The following is a 21,578-nucleotide window of genomic DNA, read 5'->3' on the forward strand; positions in this document are numbered from 1 at the left end:
TGAGGCGCAGGTGAGTGGTGGGGCTGCACGGGCCGGGCGGGCCGGGCGGGTCAGCCGAACCGCTCGATCCGGATGCGGTCGACCGGCTGTCCGGCCTCGACCAGCAGCCGCGAGGCGTGCTCGGCGAACCCGTTGGAGCCGCACACGTAGGCCTCCCAGCCGCCCGCCGGCTCCTCGGCGAGCAGCGGAGCGAGATGGCCGGCGCAGAGCCGTCCCACGGACCCCCCCTCCGGCGCGCTCCGCGTGAAGACGGGAGTCGTCTCGGCGCCGTACTCCCGCGCGTAGATCAGCTCTTCCGGGCCCCGCGCGGACACCAGCAGCCGCAGCGGTACGTCGAGGCGGCGTGCCCGGTGGTGGCGGACCATCGACATCAGCGGGACGACCCCGGAGCCGGCGCCGATCAGCAGCGCGGGCCGGTCGCCGGGCCAGGCGAAGAAGCCGCTGAGCGGACCGCGCACCTGGACCTCGTCCCCGGGCTCGGCCCTCCTGTGGAACCAGCCCGAGACCTCGCCGCCGTCGACGTGGTCCAGGGTCAGCTCGAGGTGCCCGGGGTCGTCGGGCGCGGAGGCGATCGAGTAGTGCCGTTGGGCGGTGTAGCCGTCGTCGGCCGTCAGCCGCAGCATCAGGTGCTGGCCGGGCAGGTGCCCCGCCCAGGCCGGCACCGCGAACCGGAAGGTCGCGGCCTGCGGGGTCTCACGGCGGATCTCGGTGAGGGTCGCCGTCTGCCACAGGGCGGCGGCCCGGTTGCTCACGGCGATCCGGCCGGGCACGGCGAACCGGGTCGGCGGAGTGAAGGTCTCAGTCACCGGAGTACCTCTGCTCCTCCCAGGGGTTGCCCCGCGCGTGGTAGCCGTTCTGCTCCCAGAAGCCCGGCTCGTCGTGGTCGAGGAGCCGCAGGCCCGCGATCCACTTGGCGCTCTTCCAGAAGTACAGGTGCGGCACCAGCAGCCGCGCCGGACCGCCGTGCTCGGCCGCGAGGGGCTTCCCGCCGTACTCCCAGGCGATCCACGCCCGTCCACCGGTCAGGTCGGCCAGCGGCAGGTTCGTGGTGTACCCGGTGTGCGAGTACGCGACGACGTGGGTGGCCGCCGGGTCCGGCCGGACGGCGGCCAGGAACGCGTCCAGGGACACGCCCCCGAACCGCACCCCGAACTTGGACCAGCTGGTCACACAGTGGATGTCGCCCTCGTACGCGGACTCCGGAAGCGCGTGCGCCTCGTCCCAGTCCCAGGTGCGGGGCGCCCGCACCAGCCCGTCGACGCGGAAGGTCCAGTCGGCGGGCGCGAGGTCGGGCGTGACCTCGGCGGACAGCACGGGCCAGTCGTCGCCCGCGTCGTACTGGCCGGGGGGCAGTCCCGGGTGGTGGACGCGGGGGCGGCCGGTGAAGCCTCGGGTGACGTTCATACGGTTCCAGCGTGAGGGCGGCGGTCGTTCACCCACTCCACGGTACGTGCATGTCAGCCGTGTTCCGCACCGGGTCAGCCCGCCGATCATTAAGCCCGTATGAACAGTCCCGGGGACGGGGAATACCCACCCGGCTCCCGGCTCTTGCACGTGTCGTTCCGGATCCAGCGGTCCAGCGGTCCGGTGACGGCGAAGGAGAGTGGGAGCAATGCCGAAGGCGTACGTCTTCACCCGGTACGGCGGTCCGGAGACCGAGGCGCTGGTCGACCTGGACCGGCCCGGGCCCGGCCCCGGCGAGGTGCTCGTCGCGGTGCGCGCGGCGGGTGTGAACCCCGTCGACTGGAAGCAGCGCACGGGTTACCGGCGCCCCGGCGAGAGCGGTGAGCGCGCGTTCCCCTCGGTCCTGGGCAACGAGGTGGCCGGCGTCGTCGAGGAGACCGGTGAGGGTGTCACCGGGTTCGCGCCCGGCGACGAGGTGTTCGGCACCGCGGTCGCGGGCGGCTACGCCGAGTACGCGCTGCTGGCCGCCGGCATCACCGCGCACAAGCCGGCCGAGCTGTCGTTCACGGACGCCGCGACGCTCCCGGTGGCCGCCGCGACCGCCTACGACGGCGTCCATCAGCTCGCTCTGCCGGCCGGGGCGACACTGCTGGTCACCGGCGCGGGCGGCGGGGTCGGTGTCGCCGTCGCGCAGATCGCCGGCGCCCTGGGGCTGCGTGTCGTGGGCGTGGCGAGCGAGGGCAAGAAGGACTTCCTCGAGTCGCTGGGCGCCGTGCACGTGCCGTCCGGCCCGGGCTGGGCGGAAGGTGTACGCCTGGCCGCCCCGGACGGCGTGGACGGCGTCTACGACCTCGTCGGCGGCGAGGTGCTGCACGAGGCGGCCGGTCTGGTGCGGGACCGCTCCCGGCTGATCACCGCCGGGGCCCCGGCCGGGGAGGTCGAGAAGCTGGGCGGCGCCCGGGTGGCGCGCGCCCGCGACGCGGCCGTGCTGCGGGCGGTCGCGGACCTCGTGGTCCGCGGCGACCTGAACCCGCACGTCACCCTCACCTTCCCGCTGGAGCGGGCGGGCGAGGCGCTGCGCGAGGTCGAGAGCGGCCACGCGCGGGGCAAGGTCGTCCTGGAGATCGGAGCGCACGCATGAGCACCGTCGAGCCCCCGCACGTCCTCGACAATCCCGCCCTGGCCTCCCTCACCGGCCCGCACGCCCACTTCGCCGAGCGTCGGGGCCGCGTGCTGCGCTACCCGGTGGACGTGTCGCCCTGGCTGGCACTGCCGGACGATCCGGACGCCGACGACTGGGCGGATCTCGCGGCGCTCGCCGGCCCCGGAGCGGAGGTCCCGCTGCCGGGGTTCCGTGGTGAGCTCCCGGCCGGCTGGGAGATCACCTTCCAGGTCGACGGCGTGCAGTTCGTCGACGACGGGCTGGCCGCCGCACCCGATCCGGAGGCGATCCGGCTCGGCCCCGCGGACGTGCCCGAGATCCTCGACCTCATCGCCCGCACCCAGCCGGGGCCCTTCGAGGCCCGGACCATCGAACTCGGCACCTACCTGGGCATACGACGCGACGGCGCGCTGATCGCGGTGGCCGGCGAGCGCCTGCATCCGCCGGGCTGGACCGAGATCAGCGCGGTCTGCACCGACCCGGCCTTCCGGGGCGAGGGCCTGGCGAGCCGGCTGATCCTGGCCGTCGCCCACGGCATCCGCGAACGCGGCGAGACGCCCTTCCTGCACACCGCCGCCGGAAACACGAACGCCATCCGCCTCTACGAGTCCCTGGGCTTCCGGCTGCGCCGCAGGACGGCGTTCCTGGCGGCACGCGTGCCGGAGCGGCTGGGCGAAGGGCGGGAGCCGGTCCCGGTGGCGTGACGGGCACGCTCTCGCCGCACCCCGCCACGGACAGGGCGAGCAAAGCGAACAGGGCGAACAGGGCTGACAGGCCCGGGAGTCACGGAGCTGCGTCGGGGAGCCGGTCGCTGCCGGGGGCAGCCCCCTGCCCCGCGTTGTACCGCACGAGGTACTCCGCGAACCTCTCCAGGTCCCCCGCCGGCCACTGCGCCAGCCGCTCCCGGAAGGCCGCGCGGCGGCTCTCGGTGACCTGGGCGAGGATGCTGCGGCCCGCACCGGTGAGGTGGAGGACCTGCACGCGGTGGTCCTCGGGGTCCTGGCGCCGTTCGATGAGGGCGGCGCGCTCCAGGGCGCCGACCTGGCGGCTGACCGTGGACTTGTCCAGGGCGTAGTGCGCGGCGAGGTCGGTGGCCCGACAGCCGCCGCTCTCCTCCAGGTGCCCGAGGAGCGTGTAGGACACCAGCGACAGCTCGGGATGCAGTCGGCCCGCCGAGGCTCGGGCCCGCCGGGCGAAGCTCGTCATCTCCCGCTGGATCGTCTCCACGGCCTCGGCTGCGTCCACTGCGGCTCCCTCACTGCTCCCTCATCCGCCTGGTTGCAGAATACAACTCGGGAGGGGCGGGGGCGCGGAAGGGCATCCGATCATTGGGGTAGGGTGGTCGTCCGGCTGCGGAGGTCCCCAGTCGCGCGAGACCGAGGAGGTGAGACCCATTACCGCAGTGTCAGGTCGGGTGCTCTCACCTTGTGACAGCGTGGATCGCCGCCGGTAGGCGACCGCGAGAGCGCCCTTCGGCTCCCGAAAGGCTTCTCGGCTCCATGCCCCCTCGTTCTCCCTCCCCTTCTTCGTCCTCCCTCCCTCCCTCCTGCTCACCTTCACCTTCGTCGACTCCTTCGCCCTCTTCGTCCCGTGCCGCGCTGGTCGCCGTCCTGCGAGCCGCCGGGTGCGTCTTCGCCGAGGACGAGGCGGAGTTGATCCTCGGCGCGGCCCGCACGCCGGACGAGGCCGCGGCCATGGCGGAGCGCCGGGCGGCGGGCCTGCCCCTCGAACACGTCGTCGGCTGGGCCGAGTTCCACGGCCTGCGCATCACCGTCGAGCCGGGCGTCTTCGTGCCCCGCCGCCGCACCGAGTTCCTCGTCGACCAGGCCCTCGCCGCGGTGCCGCACGCCTCCGTCGTCGTCGACCTGTGCTGCGGCTCGGGCGCGGTCGGCGCGGCCCTCGCCGCGTCCCTCGGGCCGGTCGAGCTGCACGCCGCGGACATCGACCCGGCGGCGGTGCGCTGCGCCCGGCGCAATGTCGCGGACTACGGCGGACACGTGTACGCCGGTGACCTGTTCGCGGCGCTCCCCGGGCAACTGCGCGGCCGAATAGACCTCTTGGCCGCCAATGTGCCCTATGTCCCCAGCGGTGAGGTACCCCTGCTGCCGACGGAGGCACGGGACCACGAGCCGCTCACCGCCCTCGACGGCGGCGGCGACGGGCTGGACGTGCTGCGCCGCGTCGCCGCCGAAGCGCCGCACTGGCTCGCGCCCGGCGGCTGTCTCCTCGTCGAGACCAGCGAGCGCCAGGCCCCGGCCGCCGTGGAGGCCTTCACCCGCGGCGGCCTGACGGTGCGTCTGGCGGACGACGAGGAGAGGTACGCCCACGTCGTGGTCGGAACCAGGGTCAGGTAGCCGCGCCGCTGCCCGTGGGGCCGGGGGAGCGGTCGTTCCCGTGGTTCCACGGGCCGTGCCCCGGCGAGCCGTCGCGCCACCGGTCGTCCGGGCCGCGGTCGTCCGGGCCGCGGTCGCCGAAGGCGCCGGACACGACGCGGTCGGCGGTGTTCGTGTCACCGGAACGGGTTCCGGCGACATACACCGTGTCGCCCTTCTTCAGGGCGTCGGCCCCGGAGCCGGAGGCGCCGTCGGCGGACACGGACGCGTCCGCCCCCACGGTCCACGTCCACGAGGCGCCGTCCTCGCTCTTGACGGTGACCCGGTCGTCGTCCACCTTCGTCACCGTGCCCCGCTGCCAGACGCGGACGACCCAGTCGCCGGTGTCGGGGTCCTTGACCGTCGCCTCACCGTGCGCCGCGTCGCCGCCGAGGCCGAACCACGGGCCGCGGTGGCCGTGCCGGCCACCGGCCTCTTCGGAGGAGGACGCGGAAGGCGACGCGGACGGGGATCCGCCACCGGAGTCCCCCGAGGTCGCCGCGTACGCGACGGTGCCGCCGAGCGCCAGGACGGCGACGGTGGTGGCCGCGATCACCGCCCGCCCGCGGGCCGACCGGCGTCGCCACGGCGTGCGCAGGCCGGCGCGGTCCCGTTCCGCGTCCACCGGTCCCGAGAGCAGTTCGACCTCTTCCGGCCCCTGCTGCCTGTCCGGCTCCTGCGACCTGTCCGGCTCCTGCATCACGGCTCACCCTCCTCGGCCACGACGGCGGCACCAGTGCCACGCCTCACTGTGATTGTCCGGGGTGCACGGTAAGGAAGCGATAACAAAAGCCTGTGAATCGGGCGGGGTCGCTCTCACTCCTCGGTCCGCGCCCGCGCCACCAGCAGGGCCACGTCGTCGTGGTTGTCGGGGTGGTGCAGCGCGGTCAGCAGCAGGTCGCACACCTCCTCGAGCGGCCGAGCGGGATCGTCGAGCAGTGCCAGCAGCGCCTCGAGACGCTCGTCGAGCGAGTGCCTGCGGGTCTCGACCAGGCCGTCCGTGTACAGCACGAGCTGGTCGCCGGGGGCGAAGTCGACGTCGGTCGTGGAGAACGGCACCCCGCCCACGCCCAGCGGCGCGCCGGTGGGCAGGTCGAGCAGCTCCGGGGGACGGTCCGGGCGGACCCGCACCGGCGGCAGGTGTCCGGCGTTGGCGATCCGGCACCTTCCCACCCGGGGGTCGTGGACGGCGTACACGCAGGTGGCGATGGAGTGGTCCAGGCCCTGGGTGATCCGGTCGAGGTGCTCCAGGAGGACCGCCGGGTCGAGGTCGAGGGAGGCCAGCGTGGTCGTCGCGGTGCGCAGCCGGCCCATCGTGGCGGCGGCGTCGATGCCGCTGCCCATCACGTCGCCGACGACGAGCGCCGTCTTGCCGTCCGGAAGCGGGATGACGTCGAACCAGTCGCCGCCGACCTCGGTGGTTGCGCCCGCGGGCTGGTAGCGGGAGGCGACCTCGAGACCGCCGATGACGGGCGGGTGGCTCGGCAACAGGCTGCGCTGGAGGGTGAGCGCGGTGGTGCGGGCGCTCTGGTACCAGCGGGCGTTGTCGATCTGGAGGGCCGCCCGGGCCGCCAGCTCACGGGCGAGAAGCAGGTCGTCGCGGCCGAACGGCAGGGGGTTGCGGGTCCGCTTGAGGTCGAGGGCGCCCAGCACCTCGCCCCGCGCGATGAGCGGCACGGCCAGATAGGAGTGCACCCCGGCCCGGGCCAGCAGGGCGGCCGCCTCCGGGGAGTGGGCGATGCGCCCGAGGTCTTCGTCCTTGACCTGCGCCACCATGACCGGCCGGCCCGTGCGCACGCACTCGGTGATGAGCCGGTCGGGCGCGTAGCGGGCCACCTGACCGGGCTGATCGGTCGCCCGCAACGCGTCCGGCTCGTCGGTGGCCCGCACCGCCAGGGCGCGGATCACGGCGGGTTCGGCGGGCCCGAGACTGGTGCGCCGGCCCGCCACCACCGCGTCGAGCAGATCCACCGCGGCCACGTCCGCCAGCTCGGGCACCGCCACGTCGGCCAGTTCGAGGGCGGTGCGCTCCAGGTCCAGCGTGGTGCCGATCCTCGTGGAGGCGTCCGCGACCAGCGCCAGCCGGCGGCGTGCCGCCTCGGCCTCGACGGCCGCCCGGTGCCGGTCGGTGACGTCGACGAACGAGACGGCCACGCCCAGCACGGTGCCGCGGGCGTCCTCCAGGCGGTACAGGGAGAGCGACCAGGCGTGGTCCTGCTCCGGGTCGGCGGGGGTACGGCCGTACGTGGACCGGTCGACCAGCGGTTCCCCGGTCCGCAGCACCTGGCGCGCCGCGGCCTCCAGAGCGTCCGCGTCCAGCCGGGGCAGCACCTCGCGGACGGTCCGGCCCAGGTGCTCCCCGGCCGGAACGCCGTTCATCCGCGCCAGCGCCGGGTTGACCGAGACGTACCGCAGGTCGGTGTCCAGGACGGCCAGGCCGTTGGGGGACTGCGCGACCATCCGCGTCGACAGGGCCAGGTCCCGCTCCAGCCGGCGCACCGTCGTCCGGTCGGCGGCGAGCCCCAGGGCGTAGACCTCACCCCGGTCGTCCATGAGCCGCATGTTGCGGAACTCCACCAACCGGGTGGTGCCGTCCTTGCGCCGGATCGGGAACGCCCCCGCCCAGCTCTGGCCGGTGGCCATGACGTCCGCGAACAGCTGTACGACCAGGTCGACGTGCCGCTCGTCGACCATCACGTGGGCCGCGTACCGCCCCAGGGCCTCGTGCGCCGAGTACCCGAACAGCTCCTCGGCCTGGGGGCTCCACAGCGCGATGCGCCCCTGGGTGTCGAGCACCACAGAGGCCACGCTGAGCACGTCCAGCAGGCCGCTGGGCCCGGTCGGACCACCGGCCTCGGCCGCGGACGCTCCGGCTCCGCTCATGCCACGCACCGCCTCCGCAAATCGCCGCGGCACGCCGTCCCCCATGCCGACTCCCCCTGTTCTACCGTGCTCAACCCATTTCTCCCACGGCTCGCGCACCCTTCCCCATGCTCCTCCAGTACGGCGCCGCGCGCCGTTCTCCTCAGGGTCCGCACCTGTCCATGAAATTGGTCTGTACATGACCACCATGCCGGGCCAGACTGTCCGCCGAGCGCGCCCACCCCCCTCGACGAGGAGTCCCATGCCCCTGCGTCCTGCCCGCCGCCGTCGCACCACGGCCGGCGCCGCCCGAACCGCCCGCGCGGCCCTCCTCGCGCTGGCCGTCGCGACGGTCGCCACCCTCTCCGCGGCCCCGCCCGCCGCGGCCGCCGACAACTGGACCGAGGTCGGCTCCGACCGTGCCGACCCCCTGACCGAGAGCCAGGGCCTGGCCTCGGTCGAGATCCCGGCGGGCAGCGCCAACCGCTACACCGGCATCGGCACCATCCCCTGGTCCGTGTCGACCCGCGGCTGGAACCACGTCGGCGATCCCGACGCCTCCTACGACGGCTACTACGTCGAGCCGTACCAGAGCGACTCGAACAACGCGAAGATGTACCGCGTGCAGGCGCCCGGCGGCGCCTGGTCGGAGTACGTCCACGCGCTCGGCTCCGGTGAGGCCCTGAACAACTCCTGGGTCGCGATCACCCCGGACAGCCGGTGGATGCTGTCGGGCGAGTGGGGCACCATGACCCGGTTCCTGGTCTTCCCGACCCCCGGGGCCAACTCCGCCACCTCGCCGTCGGCGAACCTCCCGCAGGTGTCGACGGTCCGCCTGGACCACGCGGTGCGCGACGTCCAGGGCTGCGACTTCACCGGCCCGACCACCCTGCTGTGCGCCTCGGACGACCCGGCCGGCACGCTTTTCGGCGTCACCAAGCCGCTCCTGCGGATCGACCTGTCCGCCGAACCGAACGGCGCCTCCGACGTCACCGGCCACGTCACCGCCCTGCGTCAGCTTCCCCTGCGCAGCTCCTGCTCGGGCACGTTCGAGGCGGAGGGCATCGACTACGACCGCCGTTCCGGCACCCTGCGGGTGATCGTCGTCTCGCCCGGCTTCTGTGTGCTGACCGACAGCAAGACGTACCGCTTCACCCGGGGCTGACCGGGGCCCGACCGGGGCGCCTGCGCCGCTCCTGTCGTTGGTCCGACCCGGAAAGTGATGCTTTTCTGGGGATGTGGCGCGGTTCGCGGGGAACCCGCACTGCCGCGCCACCGCCCACGAGAGGAGCGATCACGATGGATCGCGAGCGACCGCACGAGGAGTCCGTCTCCGTCGAGATCAGCGGATGCAGCAAGGAGGACGCCCGGATCGTTTTCGACACGCTGAACCAGTGCTTCGAGTCGGACCGAGGTGCCGACGAGGCGCCGCAGCAGCTCCATGAGAGCCGCCCGATGGTGTGGCTCGGCACCTTCGAGGTCACCGAGGCGCACGACTGCGCCCGGCCGGGCCGCCTCTCGTCGTCCGTGGAGGCCGACGCGCAGGGCAGCTACTGGGCGATCGAGCGGCTGCGCGCGACGCTGGACCAGGTGTTCGAGGTGCGTGACCTGTCCTCGGCCTCCGGGGACCAGGAGCGGGAGCTGCACGTCCTGCTGGGGAGCCGGTGAGCCCGGCTCGCCGGTGACCTGCGGCACATGACCCCGGCCTCATTGTGCAACTAGTTGCATAAACCGTGCGCGGTCCTCTAGAACTGGAGGGAAGACACCGCGCACGGAGGGCTGTCATGAGCCGTTACCCGCACCTGCTGAGCCCGCTCGACCTGGGCTTCACCACGCTGCCCAACCGCGTCCTGATGGGCTCGATGCACGTCGGCCTGGAGGAGGCCGAGCGCGGCTTCGAGCGCATGGCCGAGTTCTACGCCGCCCGGGCACGCGGGGGAGTGGGCCTCATCGTCACCGGCGGCATCGCCCCCAACGACGAGGGGCGCCCGGGCGAGGGCGGTGCCAAGCTCACCACGGACGCGGAGGCCGAGCAGCACCGCGCGATCACCGACGCCGTGCACCGCGAGGGCGGCCGCATCGCGATGCAGATCCTGCACTTCGGCCGGTACGCCTACCACCCGGACCTGGTCGCCCCGAGCCCCTTGCAGGCGCCTATCAGCCCCTTCCCGCCCCGCGAGCTCACCGACGCCGACATCGAGCGGACCATCGACGACTACGCCCGCGCCGCCCGCCTCGCCCGGCAGGCCGGCTACGACGGCGTCGAGATCATGGGCTCCGAGGGCTACCTCGTCAACGAGTTCATCGCGGCGCAGACCAACCACCGCACCGACCGCTGGGGCGGCTCGTACGAGAACCGCACGCGCTTCCCCCTCGAGATCCTGCGGCGGGTGCGCGAGGCGGTCGGCGAGGACTTCATCGTCATCTACCGGCTGTCCATGCTGGACCTCGTGCCCGGCGGCTCGACCCTCGACGAGGTCGTCACCCTCGCGCGGGCCGTCGAGGAGGCCGGCGCGACCATCATCAACACCGGCATCGGCTGGCACGAGGCCCGCATCCCCACCATCGCCACCTCCGTGCCGCGCGGCGCCTACACCTGGGTGACGAAGAAGCTCATGGGCGCGGTCTCCGTGCCGCTCGTCACCACCAACCGCATCAACACCCCCGAACTCGCCGAGCAGCTGCTCGCCGACGGCTGCGCGGACATGGTGTCGATGGCCCGCCCGATGCTGGCCGACCCCGACTTCGTGGCCAAGGCCGCGGCGGGCCGCCCCGAGGCCATCAACACCTGCATCGGCTGCAACCAGGCCTGCCTCGACCACACGTTCAGCGGCAGGATCACCTCCTGCCTGGTCAACCCGCGTGCCTGCCACGAGACGGAGCTGGTCCTCGCCCCGACCCGGCTGCGCAAGCGGGTCGCGGTGGTGGGCGCGGGTCCGGCGGGCCTCGCGTGCGCCGTGAGCGCGGCCGAACGCGGGCACGACGTCACCCTCTTCGACGCCGCGAGCGAGATCGGCGGCCAGCTCAACGTCGCCCGCAAGGTACCCGGCAAGCAGGAGTTCGACGAGACGCTGCGCTACTTCCGCCACCAGCTCGACGCGCACGGCGTGGACGTGCGGCTGGACACCTCCGTCTCCGCCGCGGACGTGGCCGGCTACGACGAGGTCGTCGTCGCCACCGGCGTCAGCCCCCGCACTCCCGACATCCCCGGCGTCGACCACCCGAGCGTCGTCGGCTACCTCGACGTCCTGCGCGACGGCGCGCCCGTCGGCGACCGCGTCGCGATCCTCGGCGCGGGTGGCATCGGCTTCGACGTCGCCGAGTTCCTCACCGACGGCGGCGACAAGGCGAGCGAGGACCCGGCGGCCTACTTCCGCCAGTGGGGCGTCGACATGGACTACCGGGGTCCCGGCGGTCTCGCCGCACCCGAGCGCCCCGCCCCGCCGCGCACGGTCCACCTCCTCCAGCGCAAGACCGGAAAGGTCGGCGCGGGCCTCGGCAAGACCACCGGCTGGATCCACCGCACCGAACTCAAGCACCGAGGCGTCACGATGGTTCCGGGGGTGCGCTACGACCGGATCGACGACGCCGGGCTGCACCTCACCGTCGGTGAGCAGAGCACGCTCCTCGAGGTCGACACCATCGTGCTGTGCACGGGGCAGGACCCCCGCCGGGACCTGTACGACGCGTTGCTCGCCGACGGCGTCAAGGTGCACCTCATCGGAGGCGCGGACGTCGCCGCCGAACTGGACGCCAAGCGCGCCGTCCAGCAGGGCACGGAACTGGCGGCGGCCCTGTAGGCCCGCACCGGCCCGTCCCTAGGATGACCGCATGTCACTCCCGCACGCGATCCTCACCGCCCTGCTCGAGAGGCCCTCGTCGGGGCTGGATCTGACCCGCCGGTTCGACAAGTCGATCGGCTACTTCTGGTCGGCCACGCACCAGCAGATCTATCGCGAGCTGGGAAGGCTGGAGTCGGAGGGGCACATCCGGGCCCTGCCGACGCAGACGCCGGCCCGCGGGCAGAAGAAGGCCTACGAGGTACTGCCCGCGGGACGCGCCGAACTCGCCCGGTGGACGGCGGCCGCCCAGGACCCGAAGCCGCTCCGCGACGCCATGCTGCTGCGGCTGCGCGCCGCGGCCGTCGTCGGCACGGCGGGCCTGGAGGCCGACCTGCGCCGCCATCTCGACCTGCACCGGCGGCAGTTGGCGGAGTACGAGGAGATCGAGAAGCGGGACTTCCCGCCCGGCGACGACAGCGCCCAGGCCAGGCTTCAGCACCTGGTCCTGCGCGCCGGCATCGAGCTGGAGACCTTCTGGACGCAGTGGCTCACCGAGGCCCTCGCGGAGCTGCCCGTGGTGCCGGACGCGGCGGACGCGGCCGGTTAGAGCCGGTACGCCCCTGTCAGAGCCGGTACGGCTTCGAGCGGCGGCGCAGGAACCAGGCCACCGCGATGACACCCGTCCCCACCAGTGCCCCGCCCACCCCCATGGCCACGGGGCCGTAGTCACGGGCCGCGCCGCCCAGGCCCCCCATGACACCCCGCGACGGCGTGGACGTGGGCGTCGCCGTGACCGTCGGGGTGGCCGGGGTGGAGACGATCACGGACTGGGTGCCCGCGGTGCTGGCGTTGGAGCACATGACGATCACGGTGTACGTGCCCGGGGAGACGCCGGACCAGGCGGCGGACTGGCCGGCGGACGTGCCGGACAGGGCGACCTGGCGTCCCTGGGCGAAGCTCGCCTGGCCGCTGTTGAGCAGCGCCGCCGTGCCCCAACTGCCGTTGATCTGAGTACAGGCGCTGGTCACGACCGACACCGTGGAGCCGGTCGTGCTCACGGAGATGCCCGAGGCCGCGACGGCCGGCTCGGCGGTGAGCGCCAGCGGCAGCGCGGCGGCTGCCACGGTCAGTCCTGAGCGGACGAGGAAAGGGGAAGTGCGCATCGGGTGTCCTCCGGCGGCGGCACGGTTGGCGGTACATCCCTTGCGCCGCCGAAGGTCGGGTACGCCCGTGCTGCCTCAGGGGCAGCCAATGCGCCCCGGCCCCGCCCCGCACGCGGACCGCATCCGGCCAGGTGACGGATTCCTCCGGACGGCCCCAAACAGGCCGAGGCCAACCCGGCCCCACCAACAGCCACCTCGACCCGCATCCACCGGCGTCCCGGCCCCCACCAACAGCCACCTCGACCCGTACCCACCGGCGTCCCGGCCCCCACCAACAGCCACCTCGACCCGCAACCACCGGCGTCCCGGCCCCCGTCGACGGCCGCCCCGGCCCGCATCCACCGGCGTCCCGGCCCCCGTCGACGGCCGCCCCGGCCCGCATCCACCGGCGTCCCGGCCCCCGTCGACCGCCTCGGCCCGTACCCCGCCCGGGTCCGTACCCCGCGGCGTCCCGGCTCGTGCCGAAGGGCGCTCTGGTCCGTGCTCCGCGCCGGCCCGAGGGGCCCGGCGGTGAGGAGCCGTCGCTGCGACGGCTCCTCACCGCCGGGCGCCCGTCGTCACCGTTCGTTCCGTCGAGAACGCGCCCCATGTGCCGTCCGGGAGCCGGGCCCGTAGCCGCACCCGTTGAGCGGCGCCTTCCTCCCGCCCCACGTAGAAGCTGTACGTCGCCTTCCCGAGTGGCGGGGTTCCGCCCCACACCAGTGAGGTGGCCGGCCTGCCGTCGAGCTGGATCTGGTACTCCGTGACCACACCGTCCACGCGGGGCGGCGTCCATGACAGGTCGATGTAGTACGCCCCGTCGGCGAGACGGCCGGTCGCCCGGAAGTCGGCCGGCGCGGTGTCCGCCCCGTCGTCGTCACCCGGCGCGGTGGTCAGCCGTACGGGCGGACCGGCGGGCGAGACGTTGTCGGCCGCGTCCCGGGCCCGGACGGTGAACGAGTAGCGCGAGCCCGGACGCAGCCCCGTGACGACCGTCGCCGTCTGGCCCCCGCCGACGCTGTGGATCCGCACGCCGCCCTGGCAGACGTCGTAGGACACCACCTTGCGGTCGTCCTTGGATGCCGACCACGACAACTGGACGGCCCGGCTCCCGGCGGTCCGGCCGGTCACCGAGCCGGGCGGGGTAGGGGGCGAGCGGTCGGCCGCGCCGACGGTCGGCGTCGTGGCCCGTACCTCCCGGCTGCGCGGACCGAGCCGCCCGTCGGCGTCGCGGGCCCGCACGGTGAAGACGTACGCCGTCGACGGCGAAAGGCGGACGACGTCCAGCATGTGCGCGGAGCCCGGCACGTCCCCGACCTTCTCGGCGCCGCGGTACACCTCGTACGCGCTGACCGCGGGGTTCGCGGCGACCGCGTTCCACATGACGTGCACGCTCGTCGCGCTGCCGGCCTCGGCGGTGACCCCGGTCGGTGCGCCGGGCGCACGTCCGTCGTCACGGCCGGTGCCGCTCGCGCACCCGCAGGAGAGGGCCGCCATCAGCCCGCACCACACCACCCACAGCACAACGCGTCGCACGGCTTCGCCTCCCGGCCCGGCACGGCGGCAATGGTCCGGACCAATATGGCGCGGTGGTGCGCCCACATCAAGAGGGCGGGCAGGTGTGAGGCCCGCCACCCGCGATCGGTTCCGGAGATTACGTATGCTGAAGGCTCTCGCGGCTGAACTCAGTCTGAGCACACATGAGTTCGAGCCGGTGGCGCGGACCGCTGTCGTCGCTGATCCCGCGCCCGGCGGAGTGGCCCGGGGACCCGGGGCCGAGAAGGCGCCCGGGCCCCCGGCCCCCTGTCGCGCCGTTACGCGCAGGGCCGCCCTGGGCCGGGCACCGCCGCGGACCCGCACCGTGCGCCGTGCTCCGCACGCGGGATCCCATGCTCCGTACGGCCCCTTCGGGGTGGCCCCCGGGTGCGGTCGACACCAGATTGTCCTGGGTGTCCGTCACTGCCTCCACGAGAGGGTCCGTATCGTGCGCGTCCAGTCGCTGACGCTGGCCGCGGCCGGCCTTGCCCTGCTGGCCCCGACCACCTCGCCCGCCGCCCTGCACCCGTTACTGGGCGCCTCCGGGGCTTCGGCGTCCCGGCAGGAGGGCTCGGTCCGCGCGGCCGACCTGCTGGCGCGGGTCCGCGACTGCACCCAGGTGTCCCGCGGCCGCTACCGGACCGACGAGGGCGCGCCCGCCACGATCCCGGTCTGTGGCACCGACGAGGCGGTGTTCTGGAAGGCCGACATGGACATCGACTGCGACGGCCGCCCGGGCACGGAGTGCAACAGCCGCACCGACCCGCTGTTCTCCGCTGCCACGGCCTATCAGCAGTCCGACGGCCGCCATCTGAGCGCCGAGAGACTGCCCTACATCGTGGTGCCGGGAGTGAGCAGCATCTGGGACCACCGTGATCACGGGGTGGGCGGGGGCTCGGTCGCGGCCGTCGTCTACCAGGACCGGGTGCAGTACGCGGTCGTCGGCGACACGGGACCGCGCGAGATCATCGGCGAGGCGTCGTACGCCACCGCCAAGGCGCTCGGCATCCGTCCCGACCCACGCGGCGGCGGCACCACCTCCGGCGTCACGTACATCGTCTTCAGGAACTCCCGGGCGACCCCCATTGAGAGCCACGCGTCGGCGGTGGAGGTGGGGGAGCGGCTGGCACGGCTGTTCGTGCGCGGCGTGGCGAAGGAGTCCCGTCTGCCGGAGGCGCCGGTGGACGAGTGGGCGCCGACCGGGCTCTCGGAGTCACCGCAGGGTGAGGGCGGCGCGAGGGGACAGACGGGGGCCGGGGGCAGTGGGGGCGCGGCGGTCGGAGAGCCGGAGCACCGGGAGGACACGGCGGCGCCGCAGGACGCCGGGACTCAAAAGGAGCCGGACGACGCGGGCGACCCGGAGGCCCAGGAGGACCTGGACACCGAGAAGGGCGCGGGGGACGAGGACAACGCGTGAACGACAGCGGCGGCCCGCCTGTGCCCGTGCGCACCGCGCCGCCGGCCCGGCTGCGTGAGCTCGCGTCCGGCGGCCGGTGCGCCCACCCGCCCCGGTCGGGCCGTCGGCCCCGGACGCGGGGAACACCGGTGGCCGGACCGATGCCCGAGGCGGGTGGCTGAAAGACCGTCCGGGGCAGGGGACGCCTCGCTCGGGGGATGACCGAGCGCTGGGCCGACCCGTCCCGTCCGGTGCCCGATGCCAGATGGCCCGTCGGACCGTTGACCAGCCGACCAGCCGACCAGCCGACCAGCCGACCAGCCGACCAGCCGACCAGCCGACCAGCCGACCAGCCGACCAGCCGACCAGCCGACCAGCCGACCAACGGCAGCGGCAGGACCGCCCCGTCGATGTGCCTCGCGGTGTCGGACGAGGGAAACGAGAGCGGCGGCCTGCCCCTCCGCGGCGGTCGGGAGGTCGATGCCGACGAAACGCGGGCCGAGCGCCCGCGACCGCACGGGCGCCGAACCGGCGGTAGCCGTCGGCTCGGCCCGCGTGGTGGCGGGGGAGCGGCCGGCCCGCCCCGCCTGGCACCTCCCCCGGGCGCGTCACACCTTCCGGTACGCGTACGCCTCCGCGGCCGCCGCCTCCACCGTGTCCAGGTCGGCGCCGGTCGCCGCCGTCACCACCGCGGCCACCGCGCCCTCGACGAACGGCGCGTCCACCAGCCGGGCCGTGTCGGGCAGTTCGTCGCCCTCCGCGAGCATCGCCTTGACCGTGAGGACGGCGCTGCCCAGATCGGCGAGGACCGCGACACCGGCACCCCGGTCCACCGAGGCGGCGGCTGCGGCGATCAGCTCGGCGCTCGTCCCCAGCCCGCCGCCCTCCGTGCCGCCCGCCGCGGCGACCGGCACGGGCCGCCCGCCGCCCACCAGACCCCGCGCCAGGTCGGCCACGGACGCGGCGACCTCAGCGCTGTGCGACACCAGCACGATGCCCACCAGTTTCTCGTCACTCACCGGTGCCTCACTTCCCGTCCGCGTCCGTGAGGGCGGCGATGAGCAGTGCCGCCGAGGTGGCACCCGGATCCTGGTGTCCGATGCTGCGTGCGCCGAGATAGCTGGCCCGGCCCTTGCGGGCCTGGAGCGGTGTCGTCGCCTCCGCGCCCTGCTCGGCGGCGGCCCGTGCGGCGCCGAAGCCGTGCGAGAGGGCGTCGACGGCCGGCACCAGCGCGTCGATCATGGTCTTGTCGCCGGGCGCGGCGCCGCCGAGTTTCATCACGGCGTCCACGCCCGCGCGCAGCGCCTCGGCGAACCGTCCCTCGTCCACCTCGGCAGCGTCCCCGAGGTCCTTCCCGGTCCGGCGCAGCAGCGTGCCGTACAGGGGCCCCGAGGCCCCGCCGACCGTCGAGATCAACTGGCGTCCCGCGAGCACCAGGACGGCGCCCGGCGTCTCGGGCGCCTCCTTCTCCAGCGCCGCGCTCACCGCGGTGAAGCCACGGCGGAGGTTGCTGCCGTGATCCGCGTCCCCGATGGGTGAGTCGAGGGCCGTGAGCCGGTCCGCCTCGCGGTCGACGGACGCGGCGGTCGCGATCATCCAACGGCGGAAGAAATCGGCATCGAGCACTGGATCTCCTTGCATGGTCGGTACGGTCGGAGCGCCTGTTGCTGTCCCCCTCACACACCCCAGCGCAGTCCCGGGGTCCGCACCGGCGCGTCCCACAGCCGCAGCAGCTCCTCGTCCACCTGACACAAAGTCACCGAGGCGCCGGCCATGTCGAGGGACGTCACGTAGTTGCCCACGAGCGTACGGGCGACGGCAACCCCGCGCTGGGACAGCAGGCGCTGCACCTCGGCGTTGAAGCCGTACAGCTCCAGCAGCGGCGTCGCGCCCATGCCGTTGACGAGGACGAGGACGGGATTGCGGGGCGTCATGTCGTCCAGAATCGCGTGGATCGCGAAGTCGGCGATCTCACCGGAGGTCATCATCGACCGCCGCTCCCGCCCGGGCTCCCCGTGGATGCCGACGCCCAGTTCCAGCTCGCCGGGCGGCAGATCGAAGGTGGGGCTGCCCTTGGCCGGTGTCGTGCACGCGGTGAGCGCCACACCGAAACTCCGCGAGTTCTCGTTGACCTGCCGGGCGAGTGCCTCCACCCGCTCCAGGGGCTGCCCCTCCTCGGCCGCCGCCCCCGCGATCTTCTCCACGAACAGCGTCGCGCCCGTACCGCGCCGGCCGGCCGTGTAGAGGCTGTCGGTCACGGCGACGTCGTCGTCGACCAGGACCTTCCCGACCTGTATGCCCTCGTCCTCGGCCAACTCGGCCGCCATGTCGAAGTTGAGCACGTCGCCCGTGTAGTTCTTGACGATGAACAGCACTCCCGCCCCGCTGTTCACGGCCGCCGCCGCACGCACCATCTGATCCGGCACCGGCGACGTGAAGACTTCGCCCGGGCAGGCCGCCGAGAGCATCCCGAGCCCGACGAACCCGCCGTGCAGCGGCTCGTGCCCCGAGCCGCCGCCGGACACCAGCGCCACCTTCCCGGCCACCGGCGCGTCCCGCCGCACGATCACCCGGTTCTCGACATCGACGGTCAGCTCGGGATGGGCGGCCGCCATTCCGCGCAGCGCGTCCGCTACCACGGTCTCCGGAACGTTGATCAACATCTTCATGGGTACCTCCTGGTGGGGCCTGCAGATGTGCCCTCTGTCGATTTTCGCAACTCGGGTCGGGGTGGGCCAGTCAGCGGTCCCGGTGGTCGGTCCTGAGGGCGGGTTCGGTCGTGGTCGGAGGCGGTCGACGACACGTTCTCGTGCTGCCGACAGCGGGTGGACGCAGGGTCCGACGATGCGTGGGCGGGTGAGGTCGGGGTCGCGGGGTCGGTTCGGGAAGGCTGCTCCCGGCAGTATCCGTGCTGAGACGGCGGGGGTCACGGGTGCGGACCGTCACCGGTGAGGAGCGGGGCCCGGAGGATCGGCCGCGCGAGGGAACCGTGGGAGCGGGAGCCGCCCGGGTGCCGTTTCCTGCTGTCTACTGCGGTGGAAGCCGAGTGGCGGCACGGGTACGGAGGTGGCGGATGGACCGACGGGCGCGTGCCATGGCGGTCGCCGTCGTCCTCGCCGCCGCCGTCGGCGGGTGCGGGACGGTGTCGGAGCGACGCGACCAGGTTCGTGACGCCTCGGCCGCCTTCGAGGAGGCGCTCGACGAAGGCGCGTACGACCGCGTGTGCGCCGCCCTGGCGCCCGGAACCATCGAGGAGCTGGAAGAGTCGGCGGGCCGGCCCTGCGCGCGGGCGCTGAGCGAGGAGGCGCCGCCCCCGGGCGGTGCCCTGCGCAGTGCGGACGTCCACGGCAACGAGGCGCGGGCGGTGCTCGCCGAGGACACCCTGTTCCTCTCCCGCTTCAACGACGGTTGGAAGGTCGTGGCCGCCGGATGCGAGCAGGTGCCGGACCAGCCGTACCGGTGCGGGATCAAGGGCGGGTGACCGGGTGCGGGTGATGTTCACGGCGATCCTGCTGATCGTCGGTGTCGGCCTCGCGTACCTCGCGGCCCTGGGACTGACGCAGCGATGACGCGGCGCTCCTCCCCGGCCGGGGCGTCCGAACGCGGACCTCTGCGCGGACGTCTGCGCGGATTCGTGCGGGACAACGGACTCGGGCTGTTCTTCACCCTGACGTTCCTGTGCGCCCTCGTCGGACAGGCGCTCGCCGGACACGCCGACTTCAACGACCAGCTGGCCGTGGACCAGCTCCAGCGGGTCGGTTTCGCCGAGTACCTGACGACATCCGACTTCGCGGTGGACGTGGCGGAGAACTGGCAGTCGGAGTACCTGCAGTTCTTCCTCTACATCGGGGCGACCGTCTGGCTGCTGCAGCGCGGCTCTCCGGAGTCCAAGGAGCTGTACAAGGCGGGCACGGAGTCCGACGAGGACCAGATGGTCGGCGAGCATGCCAAGGACACGTCACCGAAGTGGGCCGCGGCCGCGGGATGGCGTCGCGCGGTGTACTCGCACTCGCTGCTGCTGGTCATGGGGACGATCTTCGTGCTCTCCTGGCTGGTCCAGTCGATCACCGGCGTGGCCGCGTTCAACGGACAGCGGCTGCGGCAGCTTCAGGCGCCCATGAGCTGGTCGCAGTACCTGGGCTCGGCGGACTTCTGGAACCGCACCCTGCAGAACTGGCAGTCCGAACTGCTGGCCGTCGCCTCGATGGCGGTGCTGTCGATCTATCTGCGGCAGCGGGGCTCACCGGAGTCGAAGCCGGTCGGCGCCGCGCACGACGCCACCGGCGTGGAGGGCTGATCCCGGCCGAAGGCCCTTCCCGGCCGGCCGGGCGCCGTGTCGACCGGCCGACGTGGGGCACTCGGGGCGTGACGGGTCCGACCGGGAGCCGTCGTGCCGAGACTGGAGGTGTGGGACATGGGTCATGGTGGGAACGTCATCGACGAGTTGGTGACCGATCACCGCGAGGTCGAGGAGTTCTTCGGCCGGATCGAGGCGCTGCCGTCCGGGGCCAAGGACCGCAAGCTGTTCGCGGACCAGGCCACGATGGAGCTGGTCCGGCATTCGGTGGCCGAGGAGGCGTACCTCTACCCGGCGGTGCGCGAGCACCTGCCCGGTGGCGAGGCCCTGGCCGACAAGGAACTCGAGGACCACGCGCGGGCCGAACAGATCATGAAGGACCTGGAGGGCTGTCACGCGGACGACCCCGAGTTCGACCGGCTCATCGGCATGTTGATGAGCGAGATCCGCGAGCATGTGGCCGACGAGGAGCAGAACCTCTTCCCGAGGTTGCGCGCGGTGTGCCCGGCGGACGCCCTCGACGACCTGGGTGACAAGGTCCGCAAGGCGAAGAAGACGGCTCCGACGCGTCCGCACCCGGCCGCCCCGGACAAGCCCCCGGCCAACAAGATGCTGGCCCCGGGCGTCGGGCTGGTCGACCGACTGCGCGACGCGCTGACCGGCCGCGGCAAGAGCGGCTGACGTCCGTCTGCGTGCCCTTCCCCCGCGTGCCCTTCCTCCGCGTGCTCCTCCCCGCGGGCTCATCCACACGTCGCGGACGGCCCCGGCCGGTGTCGGTCGACCGGACTGCTCCCGTCGCACGGTGGCACCACCGCAGCCGGGCCTTGCCCGGGGTCCGGGGCGCCTGCCAGGACGGGCTTCGCCGACGGACCTGGGCGGCGTGGCGCTTCGACCCGGGCGCCGGCCCCGGCGGGCCGGAGGCACGACACCCGGCCTCGGCCTCGGCACGCAGGGCAGGAGCCCCGGGGTGGCCGTCGGGCCGTCAGGCGATGAGGGCCTGGCCCCGGCCGAGGCGGTCGAGCAGCTGGCCGTGGTGGAGGCCGGCCACCGGGGCGAGAAGGTCGGGGTGGCGCAGCAGTGCCGCCGCCTTCCGGTCGCGGTGGTCGGGTGCGGCCAGGCGCCGGAAGTCCGGCAGCGTGCTCCCGGTGTGCTCGCTCCCGGCGAGCCCGGCCACCGCGCCCGCGGCCAGTGCCGGATCGGTGAGCAGACAGGCCGCCCAGCTCGCCACCACCTCGTCCACCCAGCTGCGCCAGGCCGCGTCGTCCGCGTTCCGCTCCATGTCCGTGTCCGCGCCGCTGATCCAGTCCAGCCGGGCCGAGCCGCCCGGGCCCGCCAGGCCGAGCAGTGCGGCGTCCGTGGCGGTCGGATAGCGCAGCCAGGCCGCGACGGTCACCGCCTGACGGGCCTGTGCCTCGCACAGGGCGGAGGCGAGCGCGCCGCCGCTCGCCGGGTAGGCGCGGGTCAGCCATTCCGTGGTGGCGGCGATGACGGGGGAGAGATCTGCGAGCACGAAGCCGTCCGAGGTGTTCGCGAGGGAAACGGGGGAATCTCCTGAAACCGTAGCCTGTGGCCCCCGCCGTGCGACATGGCCGAGCACCCTCCACCGCAGTGGCCTCGGCCACAGC

General features: G+C 73.7%; 22 protein-coding genes and 1 pseudogene. 12 read left to right on the forward strand and 11 right to left on the reverse strand.

What is annotated here, in order from left to right:
* Positions 1-50: 50 nt before the first annotated feature.
* Positions 51-806, reverse strand: a complete 756-nt coding sequence (locus tag ACIPFH_RS16405) for a ferredoxin reductase (RefSeq protein WP_401827146.1) — start codon at positions 804-806, stop codon at positions 51-53.
* Entirely contained in the window at positions 799-1,404 is a 606-nt protein-coding gene (locus tag ACIPFH_RS16410; protein WP_359125769.1) for a sulfite oxidase-like oxidoreductase, read from the reverse strand. Before ACIPFH_RS16410 ends, ACIPFH_RS16405 begins: the two co-directional genes overlap by 8 nt.
* Positions 1,405-1,612: 208 nt before the next feature.
* Between ACIPFH_RS16410 and ACIPFH_RS16415 the strand changes: the two genes are divergently transcribed.
* Together ACIPFH_RS16415 and ACIPFH_RS16420 are read left to right on the forward strand one after the other, a co-directional pair.
* The gene (locus tag ACIPFH_RS16415; RefSeq protein WP_401827148.1) at positions 1,613-2,545 is read left to right on the forward strand and encodes an NADP-dependent oxidoreductase; all 933 of its coding nucleotides are present in this window, start codon (positions 1,613-1,615) and stop codon (positions 2,543-2,545) included.
* Positions 2,542-3,270: a GNAT family N-acetyltransferase gene (locus ACIPFH_RS16420; RefSeq protein ID WP_401827150.1), complete on the forward strand. Its 729-nt coding sequence runs from the start codon at positions 2,542-2,544 to the stop codon at positions 3,268-3,270. The genes ACIPFH_RS16415 and ACIPFH_RS16420 overlap by 4 nt, the downstream gene beginning before the upstream one ends.
* A 79-nt stretch (positions 3,271-3,349) precedes the next feature.
* Here the strand turns inward: ACIPFH_RS16420 and ACIPFH_RS16425 are convergent, their stop codons facing one another.
* Positions 3,350-3,811, reverse strand: coding sequence for a MarR family winged helix-turn-helix transcriptional regulator (locus ACIPFH_RS16425; protein WP_356255333.1), 462 nt, complete (start codon positions 3,809-3,811; stop codon positions 3,350-3,352).
* Between the two features lie 254 nt (positions 3,812-4,065).
* On the opposite strand from ACIPFH_RS16425, the gene ACIPFH_RS16430 reads away from it, so the two are divergent.
* Positions 4,066-4,920 (forward strand): putative protein N(5)-glutamine methyltransferase, encoded by an 855-nt coding sequence (locus tag ACIPFH_RS16430; protein WP_401827153.1) that lies wholly within the window; start codon positions 4,066-4,068, stop codon positions 4,918-4,920.
* Here the strand turns inward: ACIPFH_RS16430 and ACIPFH_RS16435 are convergent.
* Both ACIPFH_RS16435 and ACIPFH_RS16440 read right to left on the reverse strand, forming a co-directional pair.
* A complete protein-coding gene (locus ACIPFH_RS16435) occupies positions 4,913-5,638 on the reverse strand; it encodes a hypothetical protein (protein ID WP_401828041.1) in 726 nt (241 codons plus the stop codon). The genes ACIPFH_RS16430 and ACIPFH_RS16435 overlap by 8 nt on opposite strands.
* A 116-nt stretch (positions 5,639-5,754) precedes the next feature.
* The gene (locus tag ACIPFH_RS16440) at positions 5,755-7,821 is read right to left on the reverse strand and encodes a SpoIIE family protein phosphatase (protein ID WP_401827156.1); all 2,067 of its coding nucleotides are present in this window, start codon (positions 7,819-7,821) and stop codon (positions 5,755-5,757) included.
* A gap of 241 nt (positions 7,822-8,062) precedes the next feature.
* Here ACIPFH_RS16440 and ACIPFH_RS16445 point away from each other — a divergent pair, with 241 nt between their 5' ends.
* From ACIPFH_RS16445 to ACIPFH_RS16460, 4 genes are all read left to right on the forward strand, one after another.
* Positions 8,063-8,965 (forward strand): hypothetical protein, encoded by a 903-nt coding sequence (locus ACIPFH_RS16445; RefSeq protein ID WP_401827159.1) that lies wholly within the window; start codon positions 8,063-8,065, stop codon positions 8,963-8,965.
* A gap of 134 nt (positions 8,966-9,099) precedes the next feature.
* The gene (locus tag ACIPFH_RS16450) at positions 9,100-9,468 is read left to right on the forward strand and encodes a hypothetical protein (RefSeq protein WP_401827161.1); all 369 of its coding nucleotides are present in this window, start codon (positions 9,100-9,102) and stop codon (positions 9,466-9,468) included.
* Between the two features lie 116 nt (positions 9,469-9,584).
* Complete coding sequence (locus tag ACIPFH_RS16455; RefSeq protein ID WP_401827162.1) at positions 9,585-11,600, forward strand: FAD-dependent oxidoreductase; 2,016 nt, start codon at positions 9,585-9,587, stop codon at positions 11,598-11,600.
* 31 nt (positions 11,601-11,631) lie between these two features.
* Entirely contained in the window at positions 11,632-12,189 is a 558-nt protein-coding gene (locus ACIPFH_RS16460) for a PadR family transcriptional regulator (protein ID WP_401827163.1), read from the forward strand.
* Positions 12,190-12,205: 16 nt separating this feature from the next.
* On the opposite strand, the gene ACIPFH_RS16465 is transcribed toward ACIPFH_RS16460, so the two are convergent.
* Both ACIPFH_RS16465 and ACIPFH_RS16470 read right to left on the reverse strand, forming a co-directional pair.
* Positions 12,206-12,745 (reverse strand): hypothetical protein, encoded by a 540-nt coding sequence (locus ACIPFH_RS16465; protein ID WP_401827164.1) that lies wholly within the window; start codon positions 12,743-12,745, stop codon positions 12,206-12,208.
* Positions 12,746-13,282: 537 nt separating this feature from the next.
* Positions 13,283-14,221: a fibronectin type III domain-containing protein gene (locus tag ACIPFH_RS16470; protein WP_401828042.1), complete on the reverse strand. Its 939-nt coding sequence runs from the start codon at positions 14,219-14,221 to the stop codon at positions 13,283-13,285.
* A gap of 487 nt (positions 14,222-14,708) precedes the next feature.
* Between ACIPFH_RS16470 and ACIPFH_RS16475 the strand changes: the two are divergent.
* Together ACIPFH_RS16475 and ACIPFH_RS16480 are read left to right on the forward strand one after the other, a co-directional pair.
* Positions 14,709-15,413, forward strand: a pseudogene (locus tag ACIPFH_RS16475) (glycoside hydrolase family 75 protein); the annotation flags it as partial.
* A gap of 508 nt (positions 15,414-15,921) precedes the next feature.
* Positions 15,922-16,194, forward strand: a complete 273-nt coding sequence (locus ACIPFH_RS16480) for a PT domain-containing protein (RefSeq protein WP_401827165.1) — start codon at positions 15,922-15,924, stop codon at positions 16,192-16,194.
* Between the two features lie 70 nt (positions 16,195-16,264).
* Here ACIPFH_RS16480 and ACIPFH_RS16485 read toward each other — a convergent pair whose 3' ends face one another.
* From ACIPFH_RS16485 to dhaK, 3 genes are read right to left on the reverse strand one after another with little or no spacing between them, the layout of a single operon-like run.
* Complete coding sequence (locus ACIPFH_RS16485) at positions 16,265-16,675, reverse strand: PTS-dependent dihydroxyacetone kinase phosphotransferase subunit DhaM (RefSeq protein ID WP_401827166.1); 411 nt, start codon at positions 16,673-16,675, stop codon at positions 16,265-16,267.
* Between the two features lie 7 nt (positions 16,676-16,682).
* Entirely contained in the window at positions 16,683-17,282 is a 600-nt protein-coding gene (gene dhaL / locus ACIPFH_RS16490) for a dihydroxyacetone kinase subunit DhaL (protein ID WP_401827167.1), read from the reverse strand.
* A 50-nt stretch (positions 17,283-17,332) separates the two neighbouring features.
* Entirely contained in the window at positions 17,333-18,325 is a 993-nt protein-coding gene (dhaK, locus tag ACIPFH_RS16495) for a dihydroxyacetone kinase subunit DhaK (RefSeq protein WP_356262987.1), read from the reverse strand.
* A 404-nt stretch (positions 18,326-18,729) separates the two neighbouring features.
* Here dhaK and ACIPFH_RS16500 point away from each other — a divergent pair, with 404 nt between their 5' ends.
* The 3 genes from ACIPFH_RS16500 to ACIPFH_RS16510 all read left to right on the forward strand — a co-directional run bounded on the left by ACIPFH_RS16500 (position 18,730) and on the right by ACIPFH_RS16510 (position 20,634).
* Positions 18,730-19,137 (forward strand): hypothetical protein, encoded by a 408-nt coding sequence (locus ACIPFH_RS16500; protein ID WP_401827168.1) that lies wholly within the window; start codon positions 18,730-18,732, stop codon positions 19,135-19,137.
* Positions 19,138-19,221: 84 nt separating this feature from the next.
* Positions 19,222-19,953: a DUF6766 family protein gene (locus tag ACIPFH_RS16505; protein ID WP_401827169.1), complete on the forward strand. Its 732-nt coding sequence runs from the start codon at positions 19,222-19,224 to the stop codon at positions 19,951-19,953.
* A 117-nt stretch (positions 19,954-20,070) separates the two neighbouring features.
* Positions 20,071-20,634, forward strand: a complete 564-nt coding sequence (locus tag ACIPFH_RS16510; RefSeq protein ID WP_356262995.1) for a hemerythrin domain-containing protein — start codon at positions 20,071-20,073, stop codon at positions 20,632-20,634.
* Positions 20,635-20,935: 301 nt separating this feature from the next.
* Here the strand turns inward: ACIPFH_RS16510 and ACIPFH_RS16515 are convergent, their stop codons facing one another.
* Positions 20,936-21,463, reverse strand: a complete 528-nt coding sequence (locus ACIPFH_RS16515) for a hypothetical protein (RefSeq protein ID WP_401827170.1) — start codon at positions 21,461-21,463, stop codon at positions 20,936-20,938.
* Positions 21,464-21,578 lie beyond the last annotated feature (115 nt).

It is taken from the genome of Streptomyces sp. NPDC088157 (assembly GCF_044741545.1).
GTDB lineage: Bacteria > Actinomycetota > Actinomycetes > Streptomycetales > Streptomycetaceae > Streptomyces.

What these genes read in the sequence shown, in the direction of transcription:
- ACIPFH_RS16460 (WP_401827163.1), top strand. Translation starts at nt 11,632, where the DNA reads ATGTCACTCCCGCACGCGATCCTCACCGCCCTGCTCGAGAGGCCCTCG.
- ACIPFH_RS16450 (WP_401827161.1), top strand. Translation starts at nt 9,100, where the DNA reads ATGGATCGCGAGCGACCGCACGAGGAGTCCGTCTCCGTCGAGATCAGC.
- ACIPFH_RS16410 (WP_359125769.1), bottom strand. Translation starts at nt 1,404, where the DNA reads ATGAACGTCACCCGAGGCTTCACCGGCCGCCCCCGCGTCCACCACCCG.
- ACIPFH_RS16445 (WP_401827159.1), top strand. Translation starts at nt 8,063, where the DNA reads ATGCCCCTGCGTCCTGCCCGCCGCCGTCGCACCACGGCCGGCGCCGCC.
- ACIPFH_RS16435 (WP_401828041.1), bottom strand. Translation starts at nt 5,638, where the DNA reads ATGCAGGAGCCGGACAGGTCGCAGGAGCCGGACAGGCAGCAGGGGCCG.
- ACIPFH_RS16420 (WP_401827150.1), top strand. Translation starts at nt 2,542, where the DNA reads ATGAGCACCGTCGAGCCCCCGCACGTCCTCGACAATCCCGCCCTGGCC.
- ACIPFH_RS16510 (WP_356262995.1), top strand. Translation starts at nt 20,071, where the DNA reads ATGGGTCATGGTGGGAACGTCATCGACGAGTTGGTGACCGATCACCGC.
- ACIPFH_RS16480 (WP_401827165.1), top strand. Translation starts at nt 15,922, where the DNA reads ATGGCCCGTCGGACCGTTGACCAGCCGACCAGCCGACCAGCCGACCAG.
- ACIPFH_RS16465 (WP_401827164.1), bottom strand. Translation starts at nt 12,745, where the DNA reads ATGCGCACTTCCCCTTTCCTCGTCCGCTCAGGACTGACCGTGGCAGCC.
- dhaK (WP_356262987.1), bottom strand. Translation starts at nt 18,325, where the DNA reads ATGAAGATGTTGATCAACGTTCCGGAGACCGTGGTAGCGGACGCGCTG.
- ACIPFH_RS16455 (WP_401827162.1), top strand. Translation starts at nt 9,585, where the DNA reads ATGAGCCGTTACCCGCACCTGCTGAGCCCGCTCGACCTGGGCTTCACC.
- ACIPFH_RS16430 (WP_401827153.1), top strand. Translation starts at nt 4,066, where the DNA reads ATGCCCCCTCGTTCTCCCTCCCCTTCTTCGTCCTCCCTCCCTCCCTCC.
- ACIPFH_RS16500 (WP_401827168.1), top strand. Translation starts at nt 18,730, where the DNA reads ATGGACCGACGGGCGCGTGCCATGGCGGTCGCCGTCGTCCTCGCCGCC.
- ACIPFH_RS16440 (WP_401827156.1), bottom strand. Translation starts at nt 7,821, where the DNA reads ATGAGCGGAGCCGGAGCGTCCGCGGCCGAGGCCGGTGGTCCGACCGGG.
- ACIPFH_RS16470 (WP_401828042.1), bottom strand. Translation starts at nt 14,221, where the DNA reads ATGGCGGCCCTCTCCTGCGGGTGCGCGAGCGGCACCGGCCGTGACGAC.
- ACIPFH_RS16415 (WP_401827148.1), top strand. Translation starts at nt 1,613, where the DNA reads ATGCCGAAGGCGTACGTCTTCACCCGGTACGGCGGTCCGGAGACCGAG.
- ACIPFH_RS16505 (WP_401827169.1), top strand. Translation starts at nt 19,222, where the DNA reads ATGACGCGGCGCTCCTCCCCGGCCGGGGCGTCCGAACGCGGACCTCTG.